This is a genomic window from Aeromonas sp. S16(2024) (assembly GCF_041403065.1).
GTDB lineage: Bacteria > Pseudomonadota > Gammaproteobacteria > Enterobacterales > Aeromonadaceae > Aeromonas.
Genome location: NZ_JBGLQX010000009.1, coordinates 17,757 through 41,258, shown reverse-complemented (window position 1 = coordinate 41,258; position 23,502 = coordinate 17,757). Strand labels below are relative to the sequence as shown.

The window sequence follows — 23,502 nt, the reverse complement described above, 5'->3', positions numbered from 1 at the left end:
AAAACCACCGGGCTTTCACAGCAGAAAATATCGCCTAATCGCACTGATAGCCGACTCAGCAGCATCTCCTGCCGCACAGAAATACCTATTTAGTTATAGATGCGATTTCAGTCCATCACGGGAATGCCGGCCCTCGCCTCCGCCTGACGGGCGATGGCCTCCGTCATCCCCTGGAAGATGAACAGATGAAACGGCAGCATGGCGAGCCAGTAGGCAAGCCCCCAGGCCCCCTGGGGGTGCCAGTGGGCGGTCACCCGCAGCCGGGTCAGGCCGGACTCCTGGGGCTGGATGTTGAACTCCAGCCGCCCGACGCCGGGGGCCTTCATGTTGAACAGCAGATCCAGCCTGCGCCCCTCGTCCACCCCGAGGATCTGCCAGGAGTCCAGCATATCCCCCTTCACGAAGCGATCCGGATTGGTGCGACCCCGGGTGAGGGCCGGGCCCCCGATCAGGTGATCCATCCATTCGCGCACCACCCACAGCTCGTTCATGTAGAAGTAGCGCTGCTCGCCCCCCAGCTGCTGCAGCACCTGCCACACCGCCTCGGGGGAGGCGAGGCACTCGGCCTCCCCGCTGGCGGTGCGGTCGTAGAAGCCGTACTCGGGATGGCGCCAGCGCAGGCCGAGCGGCGTCTCCTCCCCCTGCTGCTCGGCGCCGAGCTTCTGCTCCAGCGCCAGGGCCTCGGTCAGCGCCTCGTCGAAGCTGAGCAGGTGCTGGGGCAGCAGGGCCCGCAGTGGGCCATCGTCGGCCGGTATGTCGTGCTTGAGGCCGCCCACCAGCGCCTTGGCAATGGGTTGGGGCACAGAGGTGGCAAACTGCAGCCACCAGGCGGAGAGGCGCGGGCTCAGGAAGGGGATGGGGATGATGGGGCAGCGCTTGCCGATGTGGGCGGCAAACCGCTGCAACTGCTGCTGGTAGCTGAGCAGCTCGGGGCCCGCCGCGTTGAAGATCTGGCCATCCACCCCTGGCGCCTCCACCAGCCCGCCCAGATAGTGCAGCAGGTTGGAGAGGGCGATGGGGGGCGTGCGGGAGCGCACCCACTTGGGGGTGACCATCATGGGCAGGTTGAACACCAGATCCCGCATCACCTCGAAGGCGGCCGAGCCCGGCCCTATGATGATGCCGGCCCGCAGCTCCACCGTGGGCACCCCCGCGTCCCGAAACAGCTCGCCGCAGTGGCGGCGGGAGTTGAGGTGGCGGCTGTTGCAGGGGATCGGTTGTATGGCTCCCAGATAGACGATGCGGCGCACCCCGGCGGCGCGGGCGGCGGCGGCGAAGTTCTTCACCCCCTGCTGCTCCAGCCGGTGAAAACCGGCGCCTGCCCCCATGGCGTGCACCAGATAGAAGACGGTATCCACCCCGGCAAGGGCCGGCAGCAGAGTGATGGGCTTGAGGCTGTCGGCGAGACGAAACTCCACCCCCTCCGGCAGGCGGCAGGGGCGGCGAGCCCCGGCGATCACCCTGTAGCCCAGCGTTTGCAGGTGGGGCACCAGGTAAGATCCGATGTAACCGGCCGCCCCCATCACCAGACATGTGCGCATCTGTTCTTCTCCCATGATTGAGCCAACACCATAGGGCAAAGCGGGGCAATACAGAACGCCAGCCAATAAAAAAGGCGCCCGATGGGCGCCTTTTTCAGAATTCTTCAGAAGTAAGATTACTTCTTGGCAGTCAGACCACCGAAACGCTTGTTGAACTTGTCTACGCGGCCGCCGCTAGAAACTTCTTTCTGCTTGCCGGTATAGAACGGGTGGCATGCAGAGCACACGTCCAGGTTCAGATCTTTACCCAGGGTAGAGAAGGTATTGATGACGTTACCGCAAGAGCACTTGGCGGTGATGGCTACGTACTCAGGATGGATACCAGCTTTCATGGACAACCTCGATTATCAGGCCGTGTCGCCATCCGATCTCTTGTCGGACACCACACGATTGTTGAACACAGTTTCAAAGGCTGCGAATAATATAGGAAATGCCTGAGTTCAGGCAAGTGGCTTCGCAGAAAAAATAGGCAACCCCTGGTGAATTCTTCCCAAACGCTGGATCTGGTTCGTGTCGCTGTCCCGGTGCCCTTGCGCCGTCACTTCGACTATCTCTCCCCCTTGCCCTTGCCTGAGCCCGGTTGCCGGGTCGAGATCCCGTTCGGCCCCCAGACTCTGGTCGGTCTGGTGGTGGATCACCCGACCGAGAGTCAGGTGCCCCGCAACAAGCTCAAACCCATCAAGCGCGTGCTCGACAGCGCCCCCGTGCTGGGGCCGGATATCCTGGCGCTGATGGCCTGGAGCGCCAGCTACTACCAGCATCCGCTGGGTGAGGTGCTGCCGCACGCCCTGCCGGTGCTGGTGCGCAAAGGGGAGCCCGCCGCCTACCGGGAGCTGGAGTTCTGGTTTGCCACAGAAGCCGGCATGGCAATCGATCTCAACGAACTCAAGCGGGCGGCCAAGCAGCAACAGGCCCTCGCCCTGCTGCGCAAGGGGCCCCAGACCCCCTCTGCCCTCAAGCAGGAGGAGATTCAGAGCGCCGCCCTCACCGCCCTGGAGAAGAAGGGGCTGCTGGAGAAGCGCAGCCTGGAGCCGAGCCATGACGGCGACTGGGCAACCCATTTTGACGCGGGAGAAGGGCTGCGCCTTAACGGCGAGCAGGCGCTGGCGGTGGCTGCCGTCACCAGCCAGAGCGACAAGTTCGGTGCCTTCCTGCTGGACGGCATCACGGGATCCGGCAAGACCGAGGTTTACTTAAGTATCCTCGAGCCCCTGCTCAAGGCGGGCAAGCAGGCCCTGGTGATGGTGCCGGAAATAGGCCTCACCCCCCAGACCATCAACCGCTTCCGCCGTCGCTTCAAGGTGCCGGTGGTGGCGATGAACTCCGCCATGAACGACAGGGAGCGGCTCGATGCCTGGCTCGCCTGCCGCGACGGTGGCGCCGCCATCCTGATCGGCACCCGCTCCGCCGTCTTCACCCCGTTCAAGAACCTCGGCATCATCATCATCGACGAGGAGCACGACGGCTCCTTCAAGCAGCAGGACGGTTTTCGCTACCACGCGCGGGATCTGGCGGTGATGCGGGCCCATCGTGCCGGTATCCCCATACTGCTTGGCTCCGCCACCCCCTCGCTGGAGACGCTGCACAACGCCCGCAGCGGCAAGTATCACCACCTCAGCCTGACGCGGCGCGCCGGCAACGCCCAGACCGCCCGTCAGGTGATCCTGGACATCAAGAGCGTGCGGCTGCAGGCCGGGCTCTCCCCCCAGCTGGAGCAATTGATGGCGGAGCATCTGGCGGCGGGCAATCAGGTGATGCTGTTTCTCAACCGCCGTGGCTATGCCCCGGCCCTCATCTGCCACCAGTGCGGCTGGAGCGCCGCCTGCGAGCGTTGCGACGCCTGGTACACCTGGCATCAGGCGGGGCGGCGGCTGCACTGCCACCACTGCGACAGCGTGCGCCCCCTGCCCCACAGCTGCCCCGAGTGCGGCAGCAACGAACTGATTGGCTCAGGAGTCGGCACAGAGCAGCTGGAGCAGTTGCTCACCACTGTGTTCCCTCAATATCCTGTGGTGCGCATCGATCGGGACAACACCCGCCGCAAGGGGGAGCTGGAGACCCACCTCGGCGACATCAAGGCGGGCAAGTACAAGATCCTGATCGGCACCCAGATGCTGGCTAAAGGCCACCACTTCCCGGATGTGACGCTGGTGGGGTTGCTGGATGTGGATGGCGCCCTGTTTTCCGCCGATTTTCGCGCCGCCGAGAAACTGGCCCAGCTCTACACCCAGGTAGCGGGCCGGGCCGGTCGCGCCAGCAAGCCAGGGCTGGTGGTGCTGCAGAGCCACCACCCCGAGCATGCCCTGCTACAGGATCTGACCCAGAACGGTTATGGCCACTTTGCCGACACGGCGCTGAAAGAGCGCCGTCTGTTGGGGTTGCCACCGTTCAGCTATCAGGGACTGTTTCGGGCCGAGGCCAACGGCCGTGATGAGGTGCAGCTGTTCCTCAGCCGGCTCGCCGATACCCTGCGCAGCGCCCGTTATCCCCAGGTGCAAGTGCTGGGGCCCATCAGCGGCTTTATGGAGCGCAAGGCAGGCAAGTTTCGCATGCAGCTGCTGGTGCAGGGGCCGAACAGGGCCCCGCTGGCGCAGCTGCTGGATTGGGCAGTGAAGGAGCTGGACGGCTGGCCGGAGACCAGGAAGGTGCGCTGGAGCCTGGACATAGACCCCACGGAGTTGAATTAAACCGCCGCCATCACGAGCCGCCAGTGGCGTTTCCCTTATCGTGTCTCTGACTACGCCGCTTAGCGGCTAATCAAACCGACGGATCTTGCGATAGTGCGCACCCGCCATAGCGTCTTTGCCCCCTTCTCCCCTCGCGGGAGAAGGGTTGGGGATGAGGGGGAGAGCCAGAACGCGACGAGGGGGCCTGGGCCCCCTCGTTGTTTAATAGCAAGGCAAAGATGGCTTATTCGGCGACCTGGGAGACCCCGGTCAGGCGCACCTCGACCCGGCGATCTGGGGCCAGACAGGCGATCATCTGCGCCTTGGCACCGTCCGGGCAGCTGCCCCCCGTCACGGGTGAAGACTCGCCCTGCCCTTCGGCACGCACCTTGTCGGCAAACAGTCCCTTGGCAATCAGGTAGTCGGCCACGGTGCGGGCACGCTGCTCCGAGAGGGCCTGGTTGTAGGCCTCCGAGCCGATGCGGTCGGTATGACCGATCACCGTCGCCACCCCGTCTTTCGGGTTGGCCGCCAGGATCTGGGCAAACAGGTTGTCCAGCGCCTGGCTCGCAGCCGGCTTCAGGGTCGCCTTGTTGAATTCAAACAAGACGTCCGAGTCCAGGCTGAACTGCTTCTCCACCAGCACGGGAGCCGGTGCAGGCTCAGGCACGGGAGCCGGCGTCGGCGCCACCGGCTCGTCACCGACCTGACCGAAGCGATAGAGCATGCCCACCGACAACAGGCCGTTGTCCATCTCAATGCCGGACTCCTCCAGCGAGGTCTTGCCAAGCGGCGTGGTGTACTGGTACTCGAGGCGGGCGGCCCAATCCCTGTCGATGGCGTATTCGATCCCCAGCGCCCCCACAAAGGCGGCGCCGTGGTACTTATGCCCTGTATCGGTAAAGGCGTCATTTAATCCAGGATTAGCGGAGTTCTGATACCACTCTGAATAGGAACTCTCCGTCCACGCGTAAGCCCCACCCAATCGGCCATAAATATCCAATGCGGAGGTCGCGGGCAGGATAATCCTCATGGTTGCCTGCACCATCTGAGCTTCAGCTTCGCCATTGACACCGACAGAGTGAACCCCAAGCGACTCCGATCTATCCAGCTTGAACTTGCCAAGCCAGTCATAACCCAGTTCAACAGCCAAATTCCGGTTAATCTGATATCCCACAAAGGCTCCCAACCCGAGGTCATTACTCTTCTCGTCCGGCTCGATAAAATCGACGACCTCCTTCACTTGGGAGTTGTAATCCACCCCGTAAAAATTGGACCAGCCGGCCTTGCCGCCGACATACCAGGTGTTGTCCTGGGCGGCTGCCTGCACCGTCCCCGTTGCCATCAGAGCGCCGACGAAGACGGCGAGCATAGATCTGTTCATGGATGAGCCCCTGCAATGAATTGTTATGACGCGACTGCGCCTCTCTTCCCTGACGGGGCCCTGAACCCAAGCCCCGCCCTCAGATTATCCCATCTGCAACCAGCCTCAAACGACCAGGGACTCAGGAGTGTGATATTGGCGACATTATCGGTAGATGCGCGCCCTGGAGCGCCCATAAAAAAACGAAGAGCCAGGCTCTTCGTTTTCATCTCGGGGCTGGATGGTCAAGCCGCCGTCACTGACTGCCTTGGCTCGCCAGGAACAGGCAGTAGGCGGGATCCTCGCTCACCTCCTTCCAGCCGTAGCCAATCTCGCGCAGATAATCGTGGAAGGCGGCCACGTCCTCGTCCGGCAGCTCGAAGGCGCACAGCACCCGGCCGTAGTCGGCACCGTGGTTGCGGTAGTGGAACAGGCTGATGTTCCAGCGGCAACCCAGGGTCTCCAGGAAGCGCATCAGGGCGCCCGGCTGCTCCGGGAACTTGAAGCTGTAGAGACGCTCACCTAGGGGCCGGGCCGGGCGGCCGCCAATCATGTAGCGCACGTGGTTCTTGGCCAGCTCGCTCTCTGTCATGTTGACCACGGGGTAACCGTTGCCACCGAGCTGATCGATGATCTGGCCGAGCTCCTCGTCGCCCCCGGTCAGGCGCACCGAGACGAACAGCGACGCCTGGGCCGCATCCGCGTAGCGGTAGTTGAACTCGGTCACCATGCGGGGCCCAAGCTGGCGGCAGAAGTCGAGGAAGGCCCCCTTGCGCTCTGGTATGGTCACCGCCAGCATGCCCTCGCGCTTCTCGCCGATCTCGCAGCGCTCGGAGACATAACGCAGGCTGTGGAAGTTGACGTTGGCGCCCGACAGTATGGCCGCCATCCGCCCCCCCTTGACCTGCTCCCGCTCGCTGTAGGCCTTGAGGCCCGCCAGGGACAGGGCACCCGACGGCTCGGCGATGGCGCGGCAGTCGTCGAAGATGTCTTTCAGCGCGGCGCAGATCTGGTCGTTGGAGACGGTCACCACCTCGTCCAGATACTGGTTGCACAGGCGGAAGGTCTCCTCGCCGATGCGCTTGACCGCCACCCCGTCCGCAAACAGGGAGACCCGCTCCAGGTTGACCGGCTCCCCGGCCTCCATGGCTGCCTTCAGGCAGGCGGAGCCCTCGGCTTCCACCCCGATCACCTTCACATCCGGCAGCAGCTGCTTGATGTAGACAGCCACCCCGGCGGCCAGGCCGCCGCCCCCCACGGGCACGAAGACGTGAGTGAGGTGGGTGTCCTGCTCCAGCAGCTCCTTGCCTATGGTGCCCTGACCCGCGATCACCTCGACGTCGTCGAACGGCGGTATCAGGGTGTAGCCCTCCAGTTCGGCGAGGCGGCGGCTCTCGGCATAGGCCTCGTCGAAGCTGTTGCCAAACAGCAGCACGTTGCCGCCCAGGCGGCGCACCGCATCGATCTTGATGTCCGGCGTGGTCTTGGGCATCACTATGATGGCCTTGATGCCGAGCTTGGCCGCCGACAGCGCCACCCCCTGGGCATGGTTGCCGGCCGAGGCCGCCACCACGCCATGGGACTTCTGCTCGGCGCTCAGGGTGGCGATCTTGTGATAGGCGCCGCGCAGCTTGAAGGAGTGCACGGGTTGCAAGTCTTCACGCTTGAGCGCCACATGGTTGCCAAGCCGTTCGGACAATTTTTTAAGAGTCTGCAAGGGTGTCACCCGCGCCGCCTCGTAGACGGGGGAGAGCAACACCTTGCGTAGATAATCTGCGGCAGAAACCATGGCTTACTCCTCCAGCTTGCTAAGGTCGCGCACCGCACCCTTGTCGGCACAGGAGGAGGCGAGCAGCTCTTTGCATAGATGATTTGTCATTCCTTTCATCATCACTCCTCCAGCTTGCTTAAATCGCGCACCGCGCCTTTATCTGCGCTGGTGGCGAGCATGGCGTAGGCACGCAGGGCGTAGGAGACCTGGCGCTGGCGATTGAGCGGCTTCCAGCCACGGGCCGAGGCTGCCACGCGGCGAGCGGCCAGCACGCTGTCAGCCACCTCCAGCACCATGCTGCGGGCCGGGATGTCGATGTTGATGATGTCCCCATCCTCCACCAGCCCTATGGTGCCGCCGGAGGCCGCCTCGGGAGAGACGTGACCGATGGAGAGGCCAGAGGTGCCACCGGAGAAGCGGCCGTCTGTGATCAGGGCGCAGGCCTTGCCGAGCCCCATGGATTTCAGATAGGTGGTGGGATAGAGCATCTCCTGCATGCCGGGGCCCCCTTTCGGGCCTTCGTAGCGGATCACCACCACCTCACCGGCCTGCACGGTGCCGTCCAGGATGCCGGCGACCGCCGTGTCCTGGCTCTCGAACACCCGGGCCGGGCCGCGGAAGCGGAGGTTCTCGTCATCCACCCCGGCGGTCTTGACGATGGCGCCATCGAGGGCCAGGTTGCCGGAGAGCACGGCCAGCCCCCCTTCCAGGCTGTAGGCGTTGTCCAGGGAGCGGATGCAGCCTTCTGCCCGGTCCAGATCCAGCTCTGGCCAGCGGCAGTTCTGGCTGAATGCCTTGGTGGTGCGGATCCCGGCCGGGCCGGCGCGGTAGAAGTCGTGCACCGCCTTGTCATCGCAGCGGCTGACGTCGTACTGCTCCAGCAGCTCGTGCAAGCTGGTGCCGAGCACGTTGCGGGTATCGCCGTGCACCAAGCCCGCCTTTTCCAGCTGACCCAGGATGGCGACCACGCCGCCGGCGCGGTGCACATCTTCCATATGGTACTTCTGGGTGGAGGGCGCCACCTTGCAGAGCTGGGGCACCTTGCGGGACATGCGGTCGATGTCGGCCATGGTGAAGTCCACCCCGGCCTCCTGGGCCGCCGCCAGCAGGTGCAGCACCGTATTGGTGGAGCCGCCCATGGCGATGTCCAGGGCCATGGCGTTCTCGAACGCCGCCTTGGTGGCGATGTTGCGCGGCAGGGCGCTCTCGTCATCCTGCTGGTAGTAGCGATTGGCCAGAGCGACGATGCGCTGACCCGCCAGCTTGAACAGCTGCTCCCGATCGGCATGGGTCGCCAGCAGGGAGCCGTTGCCCGGCTGGGAGAGACCCAGCGCCTCGGTCAGACAGTTCATGGAGTTGGCGGTGAACATGCCGGAGCAGGAGCCGCAGGTGGGGCAGGCGCTGCGCTCTATCTGATCGCTCTGGGCATCGGAGACCTTGGGGTCGGCCCCCTGGATCATGGCGTCCACCAGATCCAGCTTGATGATCTGATCGGAGAGCTTGGTCTTGCCCGCCTCCATGGGGCCGCCGGAGACGAAGATCACCGGAATGTTGATGCGCAGGGCGGCCATCAGCATCCCCGGGGTGATCTTGTCGCAGTTGGAGATGCAGACCATGGCGTCGGCGCAGTGGGCGTTGACCATGTACTCCACCGAGTCGGCGATCAGTTCCCGGGACGGCAGGGAATAGAGCATGCCGCCATGGCCCATGGCGATGCCGTCATCCACGGCGATGGTGTTGAACTCCTTGGCGACGCCGCCGGCGGCCTCGATCTCCCGGGCCACCAGCTGGCCGAGATCCTTGAGGTGGACGTGACCGGGTACGAACTGGGTGAAGGAGTTGACCACGGCGATGATGGGCTTGCCGAAATCCTGATCTGTCATGCCGGTGGCACGCCAGAGGGCGCGGGCCCCGGCCATGTTACGTCCGTGGGTGGTGGTGGCGGATCTCAACTTCGGCATTGTCTCTACTCCCTGAATGCCCCTGGGGCGCATTGTCTTTCAACATGAATGTGTGATTCGCGGATCGGGAATCGATCCTGGTGAAGGCGCTGCGAGGGAGCCTTCACCGGAAGCGACTCGGGGAGGCGTGACGCCTCCCCTCTCTCATCAGTCGTTGACCGGCGTCAGCCAGCCCCACTTGTCCTCGGTCTGGCCATTGAACAGACCGAAGAAGGCGTTCTGCAACTGCTCGGTCACCGGGCCACGGCTGCCGGTGCCCACCTTCATCCGATCCACCGAGCGTACCGGGGTCACCTCGGCCGCCGTGCCCGTCATGAAGATCTCGTCCGCCACGTAGAGCGCCTCGCGCGGCAGTGCCTGCTCGCGCACCTCATACCCCAGGTCACGAGCGAGGGTCATGATGGTGTCGCGGGTGATGCCGGGCAGGATGGCGGCGGTGGCGGGCGGGGTGAAGAGCACGCCATTTTTCACCAGGAAGAGGTTCTCCCCCGCCCCTTCGCTCAGGTAGCCGTTCACGTCCAGCGCCAGTCCCTCGGCGAAGCCGTTGCGCTTGGCCTCCCGGCTGATGAGCTGGGAGGAGAGGTAGTTGCCCCCGGCCTTGGCGCCGGTGGGAATGGTGTTGGGAGCGAGCCGGCTCCAGGAGGTGACACAGACATCCACCCCGTTCTTCAGCCCCTCTTCCCCCAGATAAGCGCCCCACGGCAGGGCGGCGACCATGAGGTCTGCCTTGGCATCCAGCGGCGGGTGCAGCCCCAGCCCCACGTTGCCGACAAAGGCCAGCGGGCGCAGGTAGCCGCTTTTCAGGCCGTTCTCGCGCACCACGGTGCGGCAGGCTTCATTCACCTCGGCCTCGCTGTAGGGAACGTCCATCCAGTAGATTTTGGCGGAGTCGAACAGGCGGCGGGTGTGCTCCTGCAGGCGGAAGATGCAGGTCCCCTTGGGGGTGTCATAGGCGCGCACCCCCTCGAACACCGAGGAGCCGTAGTGCAGGGCGTGGCTCATGACGTGCACCTGGGCATCCTGCCAGGGCACCATCTTGCCGTTAAACCAGATGAATTGCGGGTGTGAAGGCTGTGACATTGGCTTGGCTCCTTAAGCGCTGATCCGGGGTTGCTGTTCCAGTGCATCGACCCGGGAGACATCCACCAGCTTCACCAACTGGCTCCACAACTGCTGGATGGGACGCTCCGACTCGACAGTAACCGTGATCCGCAGCTGTTGGCAATCCTGCTCCATGTTCAGAGCGCAGAGAGCGAAGCCACGGTGACGCACCACCCGCAGCACCCGCTCCATCACTTCGGGTCTGGGCTGGGCGTGGATATGCAGGGTGTGCTGCGCACATCCGGGTTGGTGAAAGCTGTGCTGCTTCATGGGCGTTGCTCCATCATCTTGTGGTTGGCGACTCCCGGCGGAACCAGGGGCCAGACGTTTTCTTCCTCTGAAATGGCCACATGCAGCAGGTAGGCACTCTCGCTCGCCAGCAGGCGATCGAGTGCACCGGCTATCTGCTCCTTGCATGTGATGGTTTCGCCCGGGATGCCGAACGCGGCGGCCAGGGCGATGAAATCCGGGTTGTCGGAGAGTATGGTCTCGCTGTAGCGGCCGTCGAAGAACAGCTCCTGCCACTGGCGCACCATGCCGAGACGCTGGTTGTCGATCAGCACCATTTTAACCTTGAGCTGGGCCCGGCGTATGGTGCCGAGCTCCTGCACGTTCATCATGAAGGAGCCGTCACCGCTCACCAGCACCACCTCGTCATCCGGGCGCGACATCTTGGCGCCGATGGCGGCGGGCAAACCGAAGCCCATGGTGCCGAGGCCGGCGCTGGAGAGGTGATTGCGCGGGCTGGTGAAGCGCATGTGCTGGGCCACCCACATCTGGTGCTGACCCACGTCGCAGGCCACTACGCTGCTCTCGGGCAAGCGCTCGGAGAGCTGCTTGAGCAGGGCCGGGGCATAGATGGGTTGGCCGGGATGGTCGTAGCGGAAGGCATACTCACGGGCCATGGCGGCGCAGTGCTCACGCCAAGGATCGATCGCCAGCGCCATGGCCAGGGCGGGCAACACCCGCTTAAGATCCGTGGTGATGCCCACATCGGCGGCGCGGCGCTTGCCGAACTCGGCAGCATCCACATCCAGATGGATCACCTTGGCCTCGGGGGCGAACTCCTCCAGCTTGCCGGTCACCCGATCATCGAAACGGGCGCCCACCACTACCAGCAGATCGCACTGCTGCACCGCGTAGTTGGCAGCCTTGGTGCCGTGCATGCCGAGCATGCCCAGATAAACGGCGCTGTCAGGGTCGAGCGCACCTATCCCCTTGAGAGTGGTGACCGCCGGCATGCCGGTGACGGCGGCAAAGTCACGCAGCTGCTGCTCCGCATTGGCCATGCCCACCCCGCCACCGACGTAGAGCACCGGGCGCTCGGCGGCGGCCAGCAGGGTGCGGGCCAGGGTCAGCTCGGCCGGATTGAGGGCCTCTGGCTCCTCCACCGCAAACAGCGGGCTCTGGGCCGGCACGGCGGCCAGCTGCACATCCTTGGGAAAGTCGATAAGCACAGGACCCGGACGCCCCTCGGTGGCGATGGCGAAGGCTTCCGCGATGACCTGCGGCAGATCAGCTACGTCCGTCACCATAAAGGAGTGCTTGGTGCATGAGAGGGACATGCCGAGCACGTCGACCTCCTGAAACGCATCGGTGCCCACGGCGGCGCAAGGCACCTGACCGCTGATGGCGACCAGGGGCACGGAATCGAGCAGCGCCTCCGCCAGGCCAGTCACCAGATTGGTGGCTCCCGGGCCCGAAGTGGCGATGCAGACCCCCACCTGGCCGGAGGCGCGGGCATAACCCACGGCGGCCATGGCGGCACCCTGCTCGTGGCGGCAGAGCTGATGGGCCAGGCCACCGTCATACAGGGCGTCATAGACCGGCATGATGGCCCCGCCCGGGTAACCAAACACTTGGGTCACACCCTGTTTCTTGAGAGCCTGTACCAAAAACTGCGCGCCGTTCATGTGGAAATCCTGTCCTTTGGTCGAAAAAAAACCCCCGGGCCGTGAGGCTCGGGGGTCGCTTGTTTCGTTCTGTCCGGTGGTGGGTCTATCCCTTGTTCCGTGCAGCTAAACGAGCCCCGAGCGGTGAGATAATAATCACCACTAGGACCACAATAATGCTGACGAAACGGGAGGCCATGTTCATAGTTACAACCGGAAATCCTGTGAAATGGGGGCGGTTTGCACCGCGAATGGCTATTAGAACTAGCACGGTGATTTTTATTGGGCAAGCATTTTTTACCTGACAAGACTCTGATTTTGACTGATCTGCAAGCTGCTCTCTGGAACAAAAAACTAATAAAAAACGGTTAACCAGCACATACATCAAACCAAGGACGGGATTTATGTCATTAGCTGTGGTTTATAGCCGTGCCAGCTTAGGAATAGCGGCGCCGCAAGTCACGGTAGAAGTCCATTTATCCAACGGGCTGCCCGCCTTCAACATGGTGGGCCTGCCGGAAACCTCGGTGAAGGAGTCGCGGGATCGGGTGCGCAGCGCCCTGCTCAACGGCAACTTCGAGTTCCCAAGTAAACACATCACGGTCAACCTGGCCCCTGCCGATCTGCCCAAGGAGGGAGGCCGTTTCGATCTGGCCATCGCCATCGGTATTCTCGCCGCTTCCAAGCAGATACCGGCAACATACCTGCTCGATCACGAATTTTTAGGGGAATTGGCCCTGACCGGCGAGATCCGTCCCGTGCTCGGGGTGCTGCCCGCCGTGCTCGCCTGCCGCGACGCCGGGCGTACCCTGCTGGTGCCGCGAGAGAACGGCCCCGAGGCCTCTCTCATCCAGGATGCCGAGGTGCGCACCGCCCACCAGCTGCTGGCCGTCACCGCCTGGCTCGCGGGTCAGTACGAGCTGCCCCTGCCGGATCCCCAGACCACGGACTCCCTGCCCGATGTGCCGGATCTGCAGGATGTGATCGGCCAGTCACAGGCCAAGCGGGCGCTGGAGATCGCTGCCGCCGGCAGCCACAATCTGCTGTTCATCGGCCCGCCCGGTACCGGCAAGAGCATGCTGGCCAGCCGTTTGCCCGGCATTCTGCCGCCGCTCAGCGAACAGGAGGCGCAGCAGACCGCCGCCATCCACTCCATCGGCGGCCTCACCCCGCGCGCCGGTCACTGGCACCACAGACCCTATCGCACGCCACACCACAGCGCCTCGGCGGTGGCCCTGGTGGGGGGTGGCAGCCACCCGAGGCCAGGGGAAATCTCCCTGGCCCACAACGGGGTGCTGTTTCTCGACGAGTTGCCCGAGTTCGAACGCAAGGTGCTGGACTCACTGCGCGAGCCGCTGGAGACCGGCCACATCACCATCAGCCGCGCCGCCCGCCAGGTGGACTTCCCCGCCCGCTTCCAGCTGGTGGGCGCCATGAACCCCAGCCCCTGCGGCCACTACGGGGACGGCCAGACCCGCTCCAGCCCGGATCAGATACTGCGCTACCTCGGCAAGCTCTCCGGCCCCTTCCTCGACAGATTCGATCTGACGGTGGAGGTGCCGCTGCTGCCCAAGGGGAGCCTGACCGGCAAGGCGGAACGGGGGGAGTCTAGCCGGCAGATCCGCGATCGGGTGCTAGGGGCGCGGGAGCGAATGCAAAACCGCAACGGCAAGCTCAACAACCTGCTTGATAGTCGCGAGATAGAGGATATTTGCCGATTATCGCAGCAGGATGCCGAGTTTTTGGAGAACGCCATCCAGAAGCTGGGGCTCAGCATCCGCGCCTGGCACCGCATACTGCGGGTGTCGCGCACCATAGCGGATCTGGCGGGACGTCCCGCCATCGAGAAGGAGCATCTCATCGAGGCGCTCGGTTACAGGGCCATGGACAGGCTGCTGTCACGGCTGCGCAGCGGCCAGTGATCGCGACATGATGGGGAGGAGATCCCGGCGTCAATGCGGTGCATTCATGGTCTAGCGCCGGATCGGCTGATATTATGGCCACAGATCTGACCACTTGGTTGCCACCCACAGACACGAAAACGGATCCGATTCATGCACAACAAGCTGATAGAGCGGCTGCGCGGCTGCCTCTCGACCCTGCTCTATTTCCTCAACACCCTCTTCTGGTTTGTTCCCATACTGCTGCTCGGCCTCGTCAAGCTGCTGCTGCCGCTCAAGGGCTGGCGCACCCTCTGCAATGCCCTGCTGGACGGCTGTGCCAGCTGCTGGATAGGTTTCAACAACCTGATCCAGAAAACCATCATCAGGACCCCTTTCGAGGTGGTCGGAGTGGACAAAGGGCGCCGGAATGAGTGGTATATGGTGGTTGCCAACCATCAATCCTGGGTCGACATACTGGTACTGCAGCGGATTTTTAATCAAAAAATTCCCTTCCTGAAGTTTTTCCTCAAGAAAGAGCTGATTTGGGTACCTTTTCTCGGTCTGGCATGGTGGGCGCTGGACTTCCCTTTCATGCGGCGATATTCACGCAGCTTGCTGGAAAAGAAGCCGCATCTGAAGGGAAAAGACATAGAAACGACGCGCAAGGCCTGTGCCAAGTTCCGCCACATTCCGGTGAGTGTGATGAACTTCGTGGAGGGCACCCGCTTCACCGCCCACAAGCACGACAAACAGGGCGCCCCCTATCGCCACCTCCTGCACCCGAGGGCTGGCGGCATCGCCTTCACCCTGGCGGCCATGGGGGATCAACTGCACAAGCTGGTGGATGTAACCATCGCCTATCCGGGCGGCATCCCAAGCTACTGGGACTTCATGTGCGGTCGGGTCAAGGAGATCAAGGTTCGGGTCCGCTTTCTGCCGATCGAACGCAATCTGGTGGGGGATTACTTCAATGACCCCGAGTTCCAACAAGAGTTTCAACAGTGGCTGAACGGGATCTGGCGCGAGAAAGACCAGACCCTGGGTCAGCTGCTGGCGGACAAGACGCAGTAAACGACACCCATGCTAACCCTGCTCCCGGGCCCCCTGGTGCTGATCATCAGCGCCGGCCTGACCATATTGTTCACCGCCCTGTGCGCCAGCCTGATCCTGCTGGTGTCGCTGGCGAAACTGCTGTTACCCATCCCGGCCTTTGGCCGTGCCTGCAGCCGCCTCAACAACCGCTTCATGCGCCTGTGGCTGGCCTGCAATGCGCTGGTGATCCGTCTCACCATGCGCATCGACTGGCAGGTGGAGGACGACACCCGGCTGCGCAAGGATGGCTGGTATCTCGTCATCAGCAACCACATGAGCTGGACCGACATAGTGGTGCTGGGCCATCTGTTCCGCGACAGGCTGCCGGTGCCCAAGTTCTTCATGAAGCACGAGCTCATCTACATCCCGCTGCTGGGGCTCGCCTGCTGGGGGCTGGATATGCCCTTTATGCGCCGCTACTCACGGGAATTTCTGCTGCGCAACCCGCACCTGAGGGGCAAGGATATCGAGACCACCCGCCACGCCTGCGAGAAGTTTCGCCACATCCCCACCACCGTCATCAACTTCGTGGAGGGGACCCGCTTCACCGAGGCGAAGCGAGAGGCGACCCATTCCCGCTACCGCCACCTGATGCCCCCCAAGGCGGCGGGACTGGCCTTCACCCTGGCGGCCATGGGGGAGCAGTTCGACAGCCTGATCAACGTCACCATCAGTTATCCGGACAACGCAGAGACCCCGTTCAAGGACTTTCTGATGGGGCGGATGAAGCGCATCCGGGTGCGCATCGAGGAGTTGCCGGTGGACGAAGCGCTGGTGGGTGACTACTTCAACAACAAGCAGTTCAAGCGCGGTTTTCAGGCGTGGCTGAACCAGCGCTGGCAGGAGAAGGACGCCGTGCTGGACGGCTGGCAGCGGGATCAGGAACCGCTGCCGGTTGCCGCCAAAGAGGGATCCAGAGAGAGTGCAGCGGCCAGCTCGGCCAACTGATCTTCGGAAAAGACCGCAATACCGTGGCGGCGCAGCAGGGCCGTGGTCTTGCCCTCTCCCGCCATGGAGACGCCTTCGAAGCGGCCGTTGTAGATGCGGCCACTGCCGCAGGAGGGGCTCCCCTCCTTGAGCAGGGCAAAGCGAATGCCCTGCGCCAGGCAGAGCCCGAGCGCCAGCTCGGCGCCGTGATCGAACTCGGCCGTCACATCCAGCCCGCTTATCGTCACCACATGCTCACCCTGCCGCTCGGCAGGGGGGCGCGGGGTCGGCAGACCGCCCGCCACCTCGGGGCAGAACGCCAGCGCCCTCCCCTCGGCCCCCAGCGCATCCAACCAGTCGCTGACGATCCCCTTGCTCTGGCCGTCGTAACGTACCGGCTGGCCCAGCAGGCAAGCACTCACCAGTACCTTGTGCATTTCCGTCTCTCCCATGCTTTCACTCCCTGTGTGAGGGTGCTCGCGCACCAGGCCCGCTAGAGGGCGACAATCCGGTTTTCGCAGGCACCGGCTTATGCTTCCGCTCCGTTCATCACCTGATCGAACATCACGCAGCAGGGGTTCTCCAGCCGGTAGAGAATGGCGGGCCTCTGCTTGCCGGTGCGCTTGCGGCCGGTATCCACCAGGATGTCGGCGCGATGGATCCGCTTGCGAAACGCCGCCGTGTTCATGGGGGTCTGCAGGACTATCTCGAACGCCCGCTGCACCTCGGAGAGGGTGAACTCGGCCCCCAGCAGTTGCAGCGGCAGTGTGCTGTAGCGGCTCTTGATGCGCAGCCGCTCCAGCCCTATGGCGACCAGCTGGCCGTGATCGAAGGCAAGATTCAGGTCGGGCAGGTCGGCAAGCGGGTGCCAATGACCTCGCACGGCTTCCGCTTCCGGCTCCACCAGACAGAGATAAACCAGGGTTGTGGACCAGCCACGGGGATCCCGTTCCAGATTGCCGAGGGTGCAGACCTGCTCGCTGTAGCAATGACCCAGCCCCCACTCCCCCAGCAGACGGTGACGGGCGGCATCCAGATCCCGATCCCGGGTCTCGTCGATGCGCAGGGCCGGCAACTGCCAGCAGTGGCTAAAGGGAGGGCGATCCCGGGTCTCGAGGAGCAGCTCGAGTCGCTCCTCGTTCAACCGCAGCACCACCATATCCAGACTCATTCTCGGCATCCTGGTCGACCTGCTCGCCTTCTAATAATGTTTGGTAGATAATATCACAAGAATATTATGTGCAGGAGCCACCCATGGGAACCATCGCCAGCCTGGATATAGATGCGCAGAAGGGCTTTACCCCCCTCTGCCCGAACGAGCTGCCCGTCGCGGGCGGGGCTGACATAGTGGCCGCTCTCAACGCGCAAGCCGCCCTCGCCAGCCTGCGAGTCGGCAGCAAGGACGCCCACCCAGCGAACGCCGCCTGGGTGGTGACGGACCCCGCAGACATGCTGCAACCGCTGGACCTACCCAACACCGATCTCACCTGGCCGGCCCATTGCGTACCGGGCACCCCGGGCTTCGAACTGCTCGATGGCCTGCCCGCCCCCATCGACTATGACTTCTTCGTCTGGAAGGGAGTCGAACCGGATCTGCATCCCTATGGCGCCTGTTACCATGACCTGGCCGAGCGGCGCAGCACCGGGCTTATCGAATTCCTGCAAGCACGGGGCGTCAGCACAGTGCTGGTGGGTGGCCTCGCCACCGACTACTGTGTCAAAACCAGCGTGCTGCAGCTGCGCCGCGCCGGTTTCCGGGTGATCGTCCATCTCGATGCCTGCCGTGGCATAGCCCCCGAGACGGTGGCCCAGGCCCGCACCCGGATGACCGAGGCCGGCGCCGAACTGGCCCAGACCCTGGTCGATGTACAACGCCTGCTGGACGCCTGATATGCCACCCATTCTCACCAGCCTGCTCGACACCGATGCCTGCACGTTACATATGCGGCTGGCGTTCGCCCGTCTGCGAGGAGCCTGATATGCCGCCGATTCTCACCAGCCTGCTCGACACCGATGCCTACAAGCTGCATATGCAGCAGGCGGTGTTCCACCGCTACCCGGATGCCGAGGTGGTGGCCGAGTTCCACAGCCGCAACGAGGAAGATCTGCTGCCCATGATGGGCGAGATCGAGGAGCAGCTGCGCCTCGCCGGCTCCCTGCGCCTGACCGAACCCGAGCTCGATTTCCTGGCCGAGCGCCCCTTCTTCACCGCCGACTATCTCGATCACCTGCGCCGCAAGCCGCTGGATGCCTCCCTGCTCAAGGTGTTCGAGCAGGATGGCCGCATCAATGTGCGGGTAGAGGGGCCCTGGCAGGACGTGATCCTGTGGGAGATCCCGGTGCTCGCCATCATCAGCGAGATGCGCAACCGCTTCCGCTATCCCCAGTTCGGGGTGAGTCATGCCCTGGAACGGCTGGATCAGAAGATCGACAAGCTGGAGCGGGAGCTCAGCCCCGAGGAGATGCAGGATTTCAACCTCATCGACTTCGGTACCCGCCGCCGCTTCTCCCACGCCGTGCAGGATGCGGTGGTGGGTCGCCTCAAGGAGCGGCTGCCGGCATTTCGCGGTACCAGCAACTACCAGTTGGCCCAGAAGTACAGGCTGCCGGCGGTGGGCACCCAGGCCCACGAGTGGTTCCAGGCACACCAGCAGCTCGGCTTCCCGCTGGAACACAGCCAGCGCGCGGCCCTCACCAGCTGGCTGGACGAATTCACCAACCACCTGGGCATAGCCCTGACCGACTGCATCACCATGGATGCCTTCCTGCGGGACTTCGATTTCGAGCTTGCCAGCCGCTATCAGGGGCTGCGCCACGATTCCGGTGACCCCGTGGTGTGGGGCGAGAAGGCCATCAGCCACTACCAGCGCCTCGGCATCGATCCCAGAGACAAGACCCTGGTCTTCTCCGATGGGCTCAACCTCGACAAGGCGGTGCAGCTGCTGCGTCACTTCCGGGGCCGCATCAACACCAGCTTCGGCATCGGCACCAAGCTCACCTGCGATCTGCCCGGCGTCAGCCCGATGAACATCGTCTTCAAGCTGATGGAGTGCAACGGCGGCCCGGTCGCCAAGATCTCCGACAGCCCGGGCAAGACACTGTGCCGGGATGCGGACTTCATCCGCAACCTCAAGCAGGCCTTTCACGTCGGGGTGTAACGCGCCTTTTTGAGGAGCCCATCTTGCGCAGAGCGCCGGTGGCCCCCTACCATGACCCTCTTGCAAGGTCCGACTGGTGTCGGGCCTTTCTCTTGCCCGAACGACAGACCACAAGGAACTGCCCATGACCCCTAAATGGATATTTGCCCTCACCACCCTGCTGGCCAGCCTGGGCGCCACCGCCGCCGAGCCGCTGCGGGTTTCCGCCATCCCGGATGAAGCCCCCACCGAGCTGCAACGCAAGTTTGCCCCGCTGGGCGAATACCTGGCCGAGCAGACGGGGCGCGAGGTAGTGTTCGTGCCGGTCAACGATTACGCCGCCGTGGTCGAGGCGCTGGCCGCCGGCAAGCTCGACATGGCCTGGCTCGGGGGCTTCACCTATGTGCAGGCCCATCGCCGTGCCGACAAGGTAGTGCCGCTGGTACAGCGCCAGGAAGATGCCCAGTTCACCTCCAAGTTCATCGCCAATGCCGACAGCGGCATCAAGACCCTGGCCGACACCAGGGGCAAGGACTTCGCCTTCGGTTCCCCCTCCTCCACCTCGGGCCACCTGATGCCGCGCCACTTCCTGGCCGAGCAGGGCATCAATCCGGAGCGTGACTTCGCCCATGTCGCCTTCTCCGGCGCCCACGACGCCACCGTCGCCTGGGTCGCCTCCGGCAAGGTGCCGGCCGGCGCGCTCAACGCCTCCGTGTGGGACAAGCTGGTGGAAGAGGGCAAGGTCGATACCGCCAAGGTAAAGGTGATCTGGACCACGCCGACCTACTTTGACTACAACTGGACGGTGCGCGGCGACCTGGACCCGGCGCTGCAGGAGAAGATCAAGCAGGCCTTCCTCAACCTGGACCCGGCAGTGCCCGCACAGGCCGAGATCCTCAAGCTGCAGCGGGCCAGCCGTTTCATCGAGACCAAACCCGAGAACTACCAGGGCATAGAAGCGGCAGCGACCCAGGCCGGTCTGCTGAAGTGATCGCCGTCGCGCTGGACGGAGCAGGGCTGCGGCTCGGCGAGAGTCGCATCCTGCATCCGCTTCGCCTGCAGATCGCGGCGGGGGAGTGTGTCGCCATCATAGGGCCGAGCGGCGCGGGCAAGACCAGCCTGCTGCGGCTGATCGGCACAGAGCTGCGCGGTGAGCTGGCACTCTCCCTGTGGGGGGAGGATCCCTGGGCCCTCTCCACCCGGGCCCGCCAGCGGCTGCGCAGCCGGATCGGCATGGTCTGGCAGCAGCCTCCGCTGCCCGCCTCCCAGCCGGTGCTGACCGCCGTGCTGGCCGGCAGACTCGGCCAGTGGTCCCTCGCTCGCGCCCTGCTCTCGCTGCTGCGCCCCTGCGACCCGGACGGTGCACGGGCCGAACTGGCCCGCCTCGGCCTCGCCGACAAGTGGCAGCAGCGCTGTGGCGAGCTCTCCGGCGGCCAGCTACAGCGGGTCGGCATCGCCCGGGTGCTCTATCAGCAGCCGGACCTGATGCTGGCCGATGAGCCCGTCTCCGCCCTCGATCCCGTGCTCGCCCAAAGCAGCCTGGATGCCCTGCTGGCGCAAGCCCGCACCCGCGGCAGCACCCTGATCGCCAGCCTGCACGCGGTCGAACTGGCCCTCGAACGCTTCCCCCGCATCATAGGTTTGCGCGAGGGACGGGTGCAGTTCGACTGCCCCGCCGCCGCCGTCACCCCGGCCATGCTGGCCGCCCTCTACGCCGGCGAGCAGGAGGCCCTGCCGTGCGTCGGCTGATGAGCCGCTGGCGCCATCCTCTGCCCTGGCTGCTGGCCCTGGTCGGCTACAGCCTGTGGCAGCAGGCCGACGGCTGGCTCGGCCTGCTCGATGGCCAGAGCTGGCGGCAGATGGGCAACTTTCTCGCCACCAGCTGGCCACCTCGCGTGGATCAGGACTTTCTGGCCCTGACCCTGACCGCCACCCTGGAGAGTCTGGCCGTGGCGACCCTAGGGCTGGCTGGCGCCCTGCTGCTCGGCATTCCGTTCGCCTTGCTCGGCTCCCGCGCCCTGTCGCTGGCCGAGCTGGGTCCCATCCCCAGCCCGTTGCGCGGCGCCTTGCGGGCCCTCTCGCGCCTCGTCGCCATCCTGTTGCGCAGTCTGCCCGAGCTCATCTGGGCGCTGCTGTTCGTGCGCCTCTCCGGGCTCGGTCCCCTGGCCGCCATCCTGGCCATCGCCGTCAGCTACGGCGGCATGCTGGCCAAGGTCTACAACGAGATCATGGAGAGCGGCGCCCTGCAACCGGCCCGTGCCCTGCTGCTCGGCGGCAGCGGCCGGCTGCAGGCGCTCTGGTACGGCGTGCTGCCCGCGGTGCGCCAGGAGCTGCTCTCCTACACCGTCTATCGCTGGGAGTGTGCCCTGCGCGCCTCCGTCATCATGGGCTTCGTCGGCGCCGGTGGGCTCGGCCAGCAGCTCGAACTCTCCCTGCGCATGTTTGCCGGCGGCGAGGTGGTGACCCTGCTGCTGGCCTTCATCCTGCTGGTGACCCTGGCGGACGGCCTCAGCGCCTGGCTGCGCCACACCCGCTCCCCCGGCCTGCAACTGCTTGCCTGCCTGGGGCTGGCCAGCGCCATGGCGTTCCACCAGCTCGACTGGCGCATGCTGAGTTTTTCCTTCGGCGGGCTGGGCCAGTTCATCGGCGAGTTTCTGCAACCGGACTGGTCATGGCCCTTCCTCAAGGCTGTGGGCACCGGCCTGCTCGATACGGTGCAGATGGCGATGCTGAGTACCCTGTTGAGCGCCCTGCTGGCGCTGCCGCTGGCCTGCCTCGCCCGCCACTGCTGGCCGCTGAGGCTGTTGTTCAACCTGCTGCGATCGGTGCCGGAGCTCATCTTCGCCAGCCTGTTGGTGATCGCGGTCGGGCTGGGGCCGGTGGCGGGCATACTGGCGCTCACCCTGCACACCACAGGCGTGCTGGCCCGGCTGTTCGTGGAGACGCTGGAGAACGCGGATCAGACCCCCCGCCTCGCCCTGCAATTGAGCGGCGCCAGCCCCACCGCCAGCTTCTGGTACGGTCTGTTTCCACTGGTGTCACGCCAGTGGCTGGCCTACAGCCTCTATCGCGGCGAGATGAACCTGAGGGCCGCCACCATACTCGGGGTGGTGGGCGCTGGCGGGCTGGGGCAGCAGCTCTATGTGTCGCTCAGCCTGTTCCGTTACGATCAGGCGGCCACCCTGATCCTGGCCATCTTGCTGCTGGTCTGGCTGGCGGAGGGGATCAGCCGCCGCACCCGGTTGCCGCGCCCCGCACCGTCCCAGCGGGACTGCCAGATCTGAATCAAGAGCAAGCTGCCAGCATCGGGCCGACCCCGATAAACAAAAAGCCCGCCGGTTCGCACTGGCGGGCTTTTTATCGACTCAGGAGAGATCAGTCTTTCTTGGCCAGCAGGAATTGCACCAGCAGGTTGAACTGCTCCTGGGAGGTGATGGATTCGATCTTCACCAGGTACTTGCCGTTGACCAGGAAGGCCGGCACACCGCGAATGTTGTAGCTCTCGGTGTTGCGATCAAACTGGGAAACCATGCCGGAGACGGCAAAGCTGTCGACGGCACCGTCAAACTCTTCAGCCGGCACGCCGTTGTCCACGAAGATCTGCTTCACGTCGGCACGGCTCTGCGGCACCTGACGCTGGGTGTGGATCTTGTCGAAGATGACCGGGGTCAGCTTGCCTTCGACGTTCAGCAGGTTGGCGACGGCATAGGCGCGTTGCATCTCCGGGCCCATCTCGCGGCCCAGGAAGGCCACCGGGTTCTTCTTCATCGGCACGCCTTCCGGCAGGCTCTTCTTCAGATCCGCGGCGATTGGCTCGAACTTGGCGCAGTGCGGGCAGAAATAGGAGAAGAACTCCAGCACTTCAGGTTGGGCGCTGCCGGTCTGGGTGACCACGTCATAGTTGACGCCTTCCTTGAATTGCGGGGCGGCGTGAACCATGGGGAGCATCAGCATGGCAGCGAGGAAAAATAGTACTTTTTTCATGACGTTTCCTGTTAAGGGATCACTGTGAGGCACGCCCGGCGAACCGAAGCAGTCCAAGCCTATTGTGTCGCCATGCCGGCGTCAATGGCAAAGGCGGGTGGGCGAGCACCTCGTCGCGGCATCCTGGGCCCGGTGGTTGGGGCTTGTCCAGCCGACATCAGCGACCCGGGTATCGCTATCCGTT

The 23,502-nt window shown here is 64.3% G+C and carries 20 protein-coding genes; 9 read left to right on the top strand and 11 right to left on the bottom strand.

The genetic code is table 11. The features are described 5' to 3' along the window. Positions 1-107: 107 nt before the first annotated feature. Together ACB030_RS08685 and rpmE are read right to left on the bottom strand one after the other, a co-directional pair. Positions 108-1,541, bottom strand: a complete 1,434-nt coding sequence (locus tag ACB030_RS08685) for a DUF2867 domain-containing protein (RefSeq protein WP_371159094.1) — start codon at positions 1,539-1,541, stop codon at positions 108-110. A gap of 116 nt (positions 1,542-1,657) precedes the next feature. After that, positions 1,658-1,873: a 50S ribosomal protein L31 gene (rpmE, locus tag ACB030_RS08680; RefSeq protein WP_041998072.1), complete on the bottom strand. Its 216-nt coding sequence runs from the start codon at positions 1,871-1,873 to the stop codon at positions 1,658-1,660. Between the two features lie 147 nt (positions 1,874-2,020). Between rpmE and priA the strand changes: the two genes are divergently transcribed. Continuing rightward, positions 2,021-4,228: a primosomal protein N' gene (gene priA / locus ACB030_RS08675; RefSeq protein WP_371159092.1), complete on the top strand. Its 2,208-nt coding sequence runs from the start codon at positions 2,021-2,023 to the stop codon at positions 4,226-4,228. 223 nt (positions 4,229-4,451) lie between these two features. On the opposite strand, the gene ompA is transcribed toward priA, so the two are convergent. From ompA to ilvG, 6 genes are all read right to left on the bottom strand, one after another. Continuing rightward, positions 4,452-5,591 carry a porin OmpA gene (ompA, locus tag ACB030_RS08670; RefSeq protein ID WP_371159090.1) on the bottom strand — a complete coding sequence of 380 codons (1,140 nt, stop codon included), beginning with the start codon at positions 5,589-5,591 and terminating at the stop codon, positions 4,452-4,454. Positions 5,592-5,826: 235 nt separating this feature from the next. After that, the gene (gene ilvA, locus ACB030_RS08665; RefSeq protein WP_371159088.1) at positions 5,827-7,359 is read right to left on the bottom strand and encodes a threonine ammonia-lyase, biosynthetic; all 1,533 of its coding nucleotides are present in this window, start codon (positions 7,357-7,359) and stop codon (positions 5,827-5,829) included. Between the two features lie 101 nt (positions 7,360-7,460). Continuing rightward, positions 7,461-9,302: a dihydroxy-acid dehydratase gene (ilvD, locus tag ACB030_RS08660; protein ID WP_371159086.1), complete on the bottom strand. Its 1,842-nt coding sequence runs from the start codon at positions 9,300-9,302 to the stop codon at positions 7,461-7,463. Positions 9,303-9,449: 147 nt separating this feature from the next. Next, the gene (locus tag ACB030_RS08655; RefSeq protein WP_371159084.1) at positions 9,450-10,382 is read right to left on the bottom strand and encodes a branched-chain amino acid transaminase; all 933 of its coding nucleotides are present in this window, start codon (positions 10,380-10,382) and stop codon (positions 9,450-9,452) included. 12 nt (positions 10,383-10,394) lie between these two features. After that, positions 10,395-10,673 carry an acetolactate synthase 2 small subunit gene (gene ilvM / locus ACB030_RS08650; RefSeq protein ID WP_307765715.1) on the bottom strand — a complete coding sequence of 93 codons (279 nt, stop codon included), beginning with the start codon at positions 10,671-10,673 and terminating at the stop codon, positions 10,395-10,397. Next, positions 10,670-12,316: an acetolactate synthase 2 catalytic subunit gene (gene ilvG / locus ACB030_RS08645; RefSeq protein ID WP_371159082.1), complete on the bottom strand. Its 1,647-nt coding sequence runs from the start codon at positions 12,314-12,316 to the stop codon at positions 10,670-10,672. Before ilvG ends, ilvM begins: the two co-directional genes overlap by 4 nt. Positions 12,317-12,699: 383 nt before the next feature. Between ilvG and ACB030_RS08640 the strand changes: the two genes are divergently transcribed. From ACB030_RS08640 to ACB030_RS08630, 3 genes are all read left to right on the top strand, one after another. Beyond that, complete coding sequence (locus tag ACB030_RS08640; protein WP_371159080.1) at positions 12,700-14,217, top strand: YifB family Mg chelatase-like AAA ATPase; 1,518 nt, start codon at positions 12,700-12,702, stop codon at positions 14,215-14,217. A gap of 132 nt (positions 14,218-14,349) precedes the next feature. Continuing rightward, positions 14,350-15,249: an acyltransferase gene (locus ACB030_RS08635; protein ID WP_371159078.1), complete on the top strand. Its 900-nt coding sequence runs from the start codon at positions 14,350-14,352 to the stop codon at positions 15,247-15,249. Positions 15,250-15,258: 9 nt separating this feature from the next. Further along, positions 15,259-16,218 (top strand): acyltransferase, encoded by a 960-nt coding sequence (locus tag ACB030_RS08630; RefSeq protein ID WP_371159076.1) that lies wholly within the window; start codon positions 15,259-15,261, stop codon positions 16,216-16,218. Here the strand turns inward: ACB030_RS08630 and ACB030_RS08625 are convergent. Then, positions 16,149-16,649 (bottom strand): DUF523 domain-containing protein, encoded by a 501-nt coding sequence (locus tag ACB030_RS08625; protein WP_371159074.1) that lies wholly within the window; start codon positions 16,647-16,649, stop codon positions 16,149-16,151. The genes ACB030_RS08630 and ACB030_RS08625 overlap by 70 nt on opposite strands. 77 nt (positions 16,650-16,726) lie before the next feature. After that, positions 16,727-17,377, bottom strand: coding sequence for a DNA mismatch repair protein MutT (locus ACB030_RS08620; protein ID WP_371159072.1), 651 nt, complete (start codon positions 17,375-17,377; stop codon positions 16,727-16,729). A gap of 74 nt (positions 17,378-17,451) precedes the next feature. On the opposite strand from ACB030_RS08620, the gene ACB030_RS08615 reads away from it, so the two are divergent. The 5 genes from ACB030_RS08615 to phnE all read left to right on the top strand — a co-directional run bounded on the left by ACB030_RS08615 (position 17,452) and on the right by phnE (position 22,618). Continuing rightward, positions 17,452-18,087 (top strand): nicotinamidase, encoded by a 636-nt coding sequence (locus ACB030_RS08615; protein WP_371159070.1) that lies wholly within the window; start codon positions 17,452-17,454, stop codon positions 18,085-18,087. Positions 18,088-18,176: 89 nt separating this feature from the next. After that, the gene (gene pncB / locus ACB030_RS08610; protein ID WP_371159068.1) at positions 18,177-19,355 is read left to right on the top strand and encodes a nicotinate phosphoribosyltransferase; all 1,179 of its coding nucleotides are present in this window, start codon (positions 18,177-18,179) and stop codon (positions 19,353-19,355) included. A 124-nt stretch (positions 19,356-19,479) separates the two neighbouring features. After that, entirely contained in the window at positions 19,480-20,325 is an 846-nt protein-coding gene (locus tag ACB030_RS08605; protein WP_371159066.1) for a putative selenate ABC transporter substrate-binding protein, read from the top strand. Beyond that, on the top strand, positions 20,322-21,083 hold the full coding sequence (locus tag ACB030_RS08600; RefSeq protein ID WP_371159064.1) for a phosphonate ABC transporter ATP-binding protein: 762 nt from the start codon (positions 20,322-20,324) through the stop codon (positions 21,081-21,083). The genes ACB030_RS08605 and ACB030_RS08600 overlap by 4 nt, the downstream gene beginning before the upstream one ends. Further along, positions 21,083-22,618, top strand: a complete 1,536-nt coding sequence (phnE, locus tag ACB030_RS08595) for a phosphonate ABC transporter, permease protein PhnE (protein WP_371159262.1) — start codon at positions 21,083-21,085, stop codon at positions 22,616-22,618. Before ACB030_RS08600 ends, phnE begins: the two co-directional genes overlap by 1 nt. Before the next feature lie 91 nt (positions 22,619-22,709). On the opposite strand, the gene ACB030_RS08590 is transcribed toward phnE, so the two are convergent. Next, a complete protein-coding gene (locus ACB030_RS08590) occupies positions 22,710-23,318 on the bottom strand; it encodes a thiol:disulfide interchange protein DsbA/DsbL (protein ID WP_371159062.1) in 609 nt (202 codons plus the stop codon). Between the last annotated feature and the right edge of the window lie 184 nt (positions 23,319-23,502).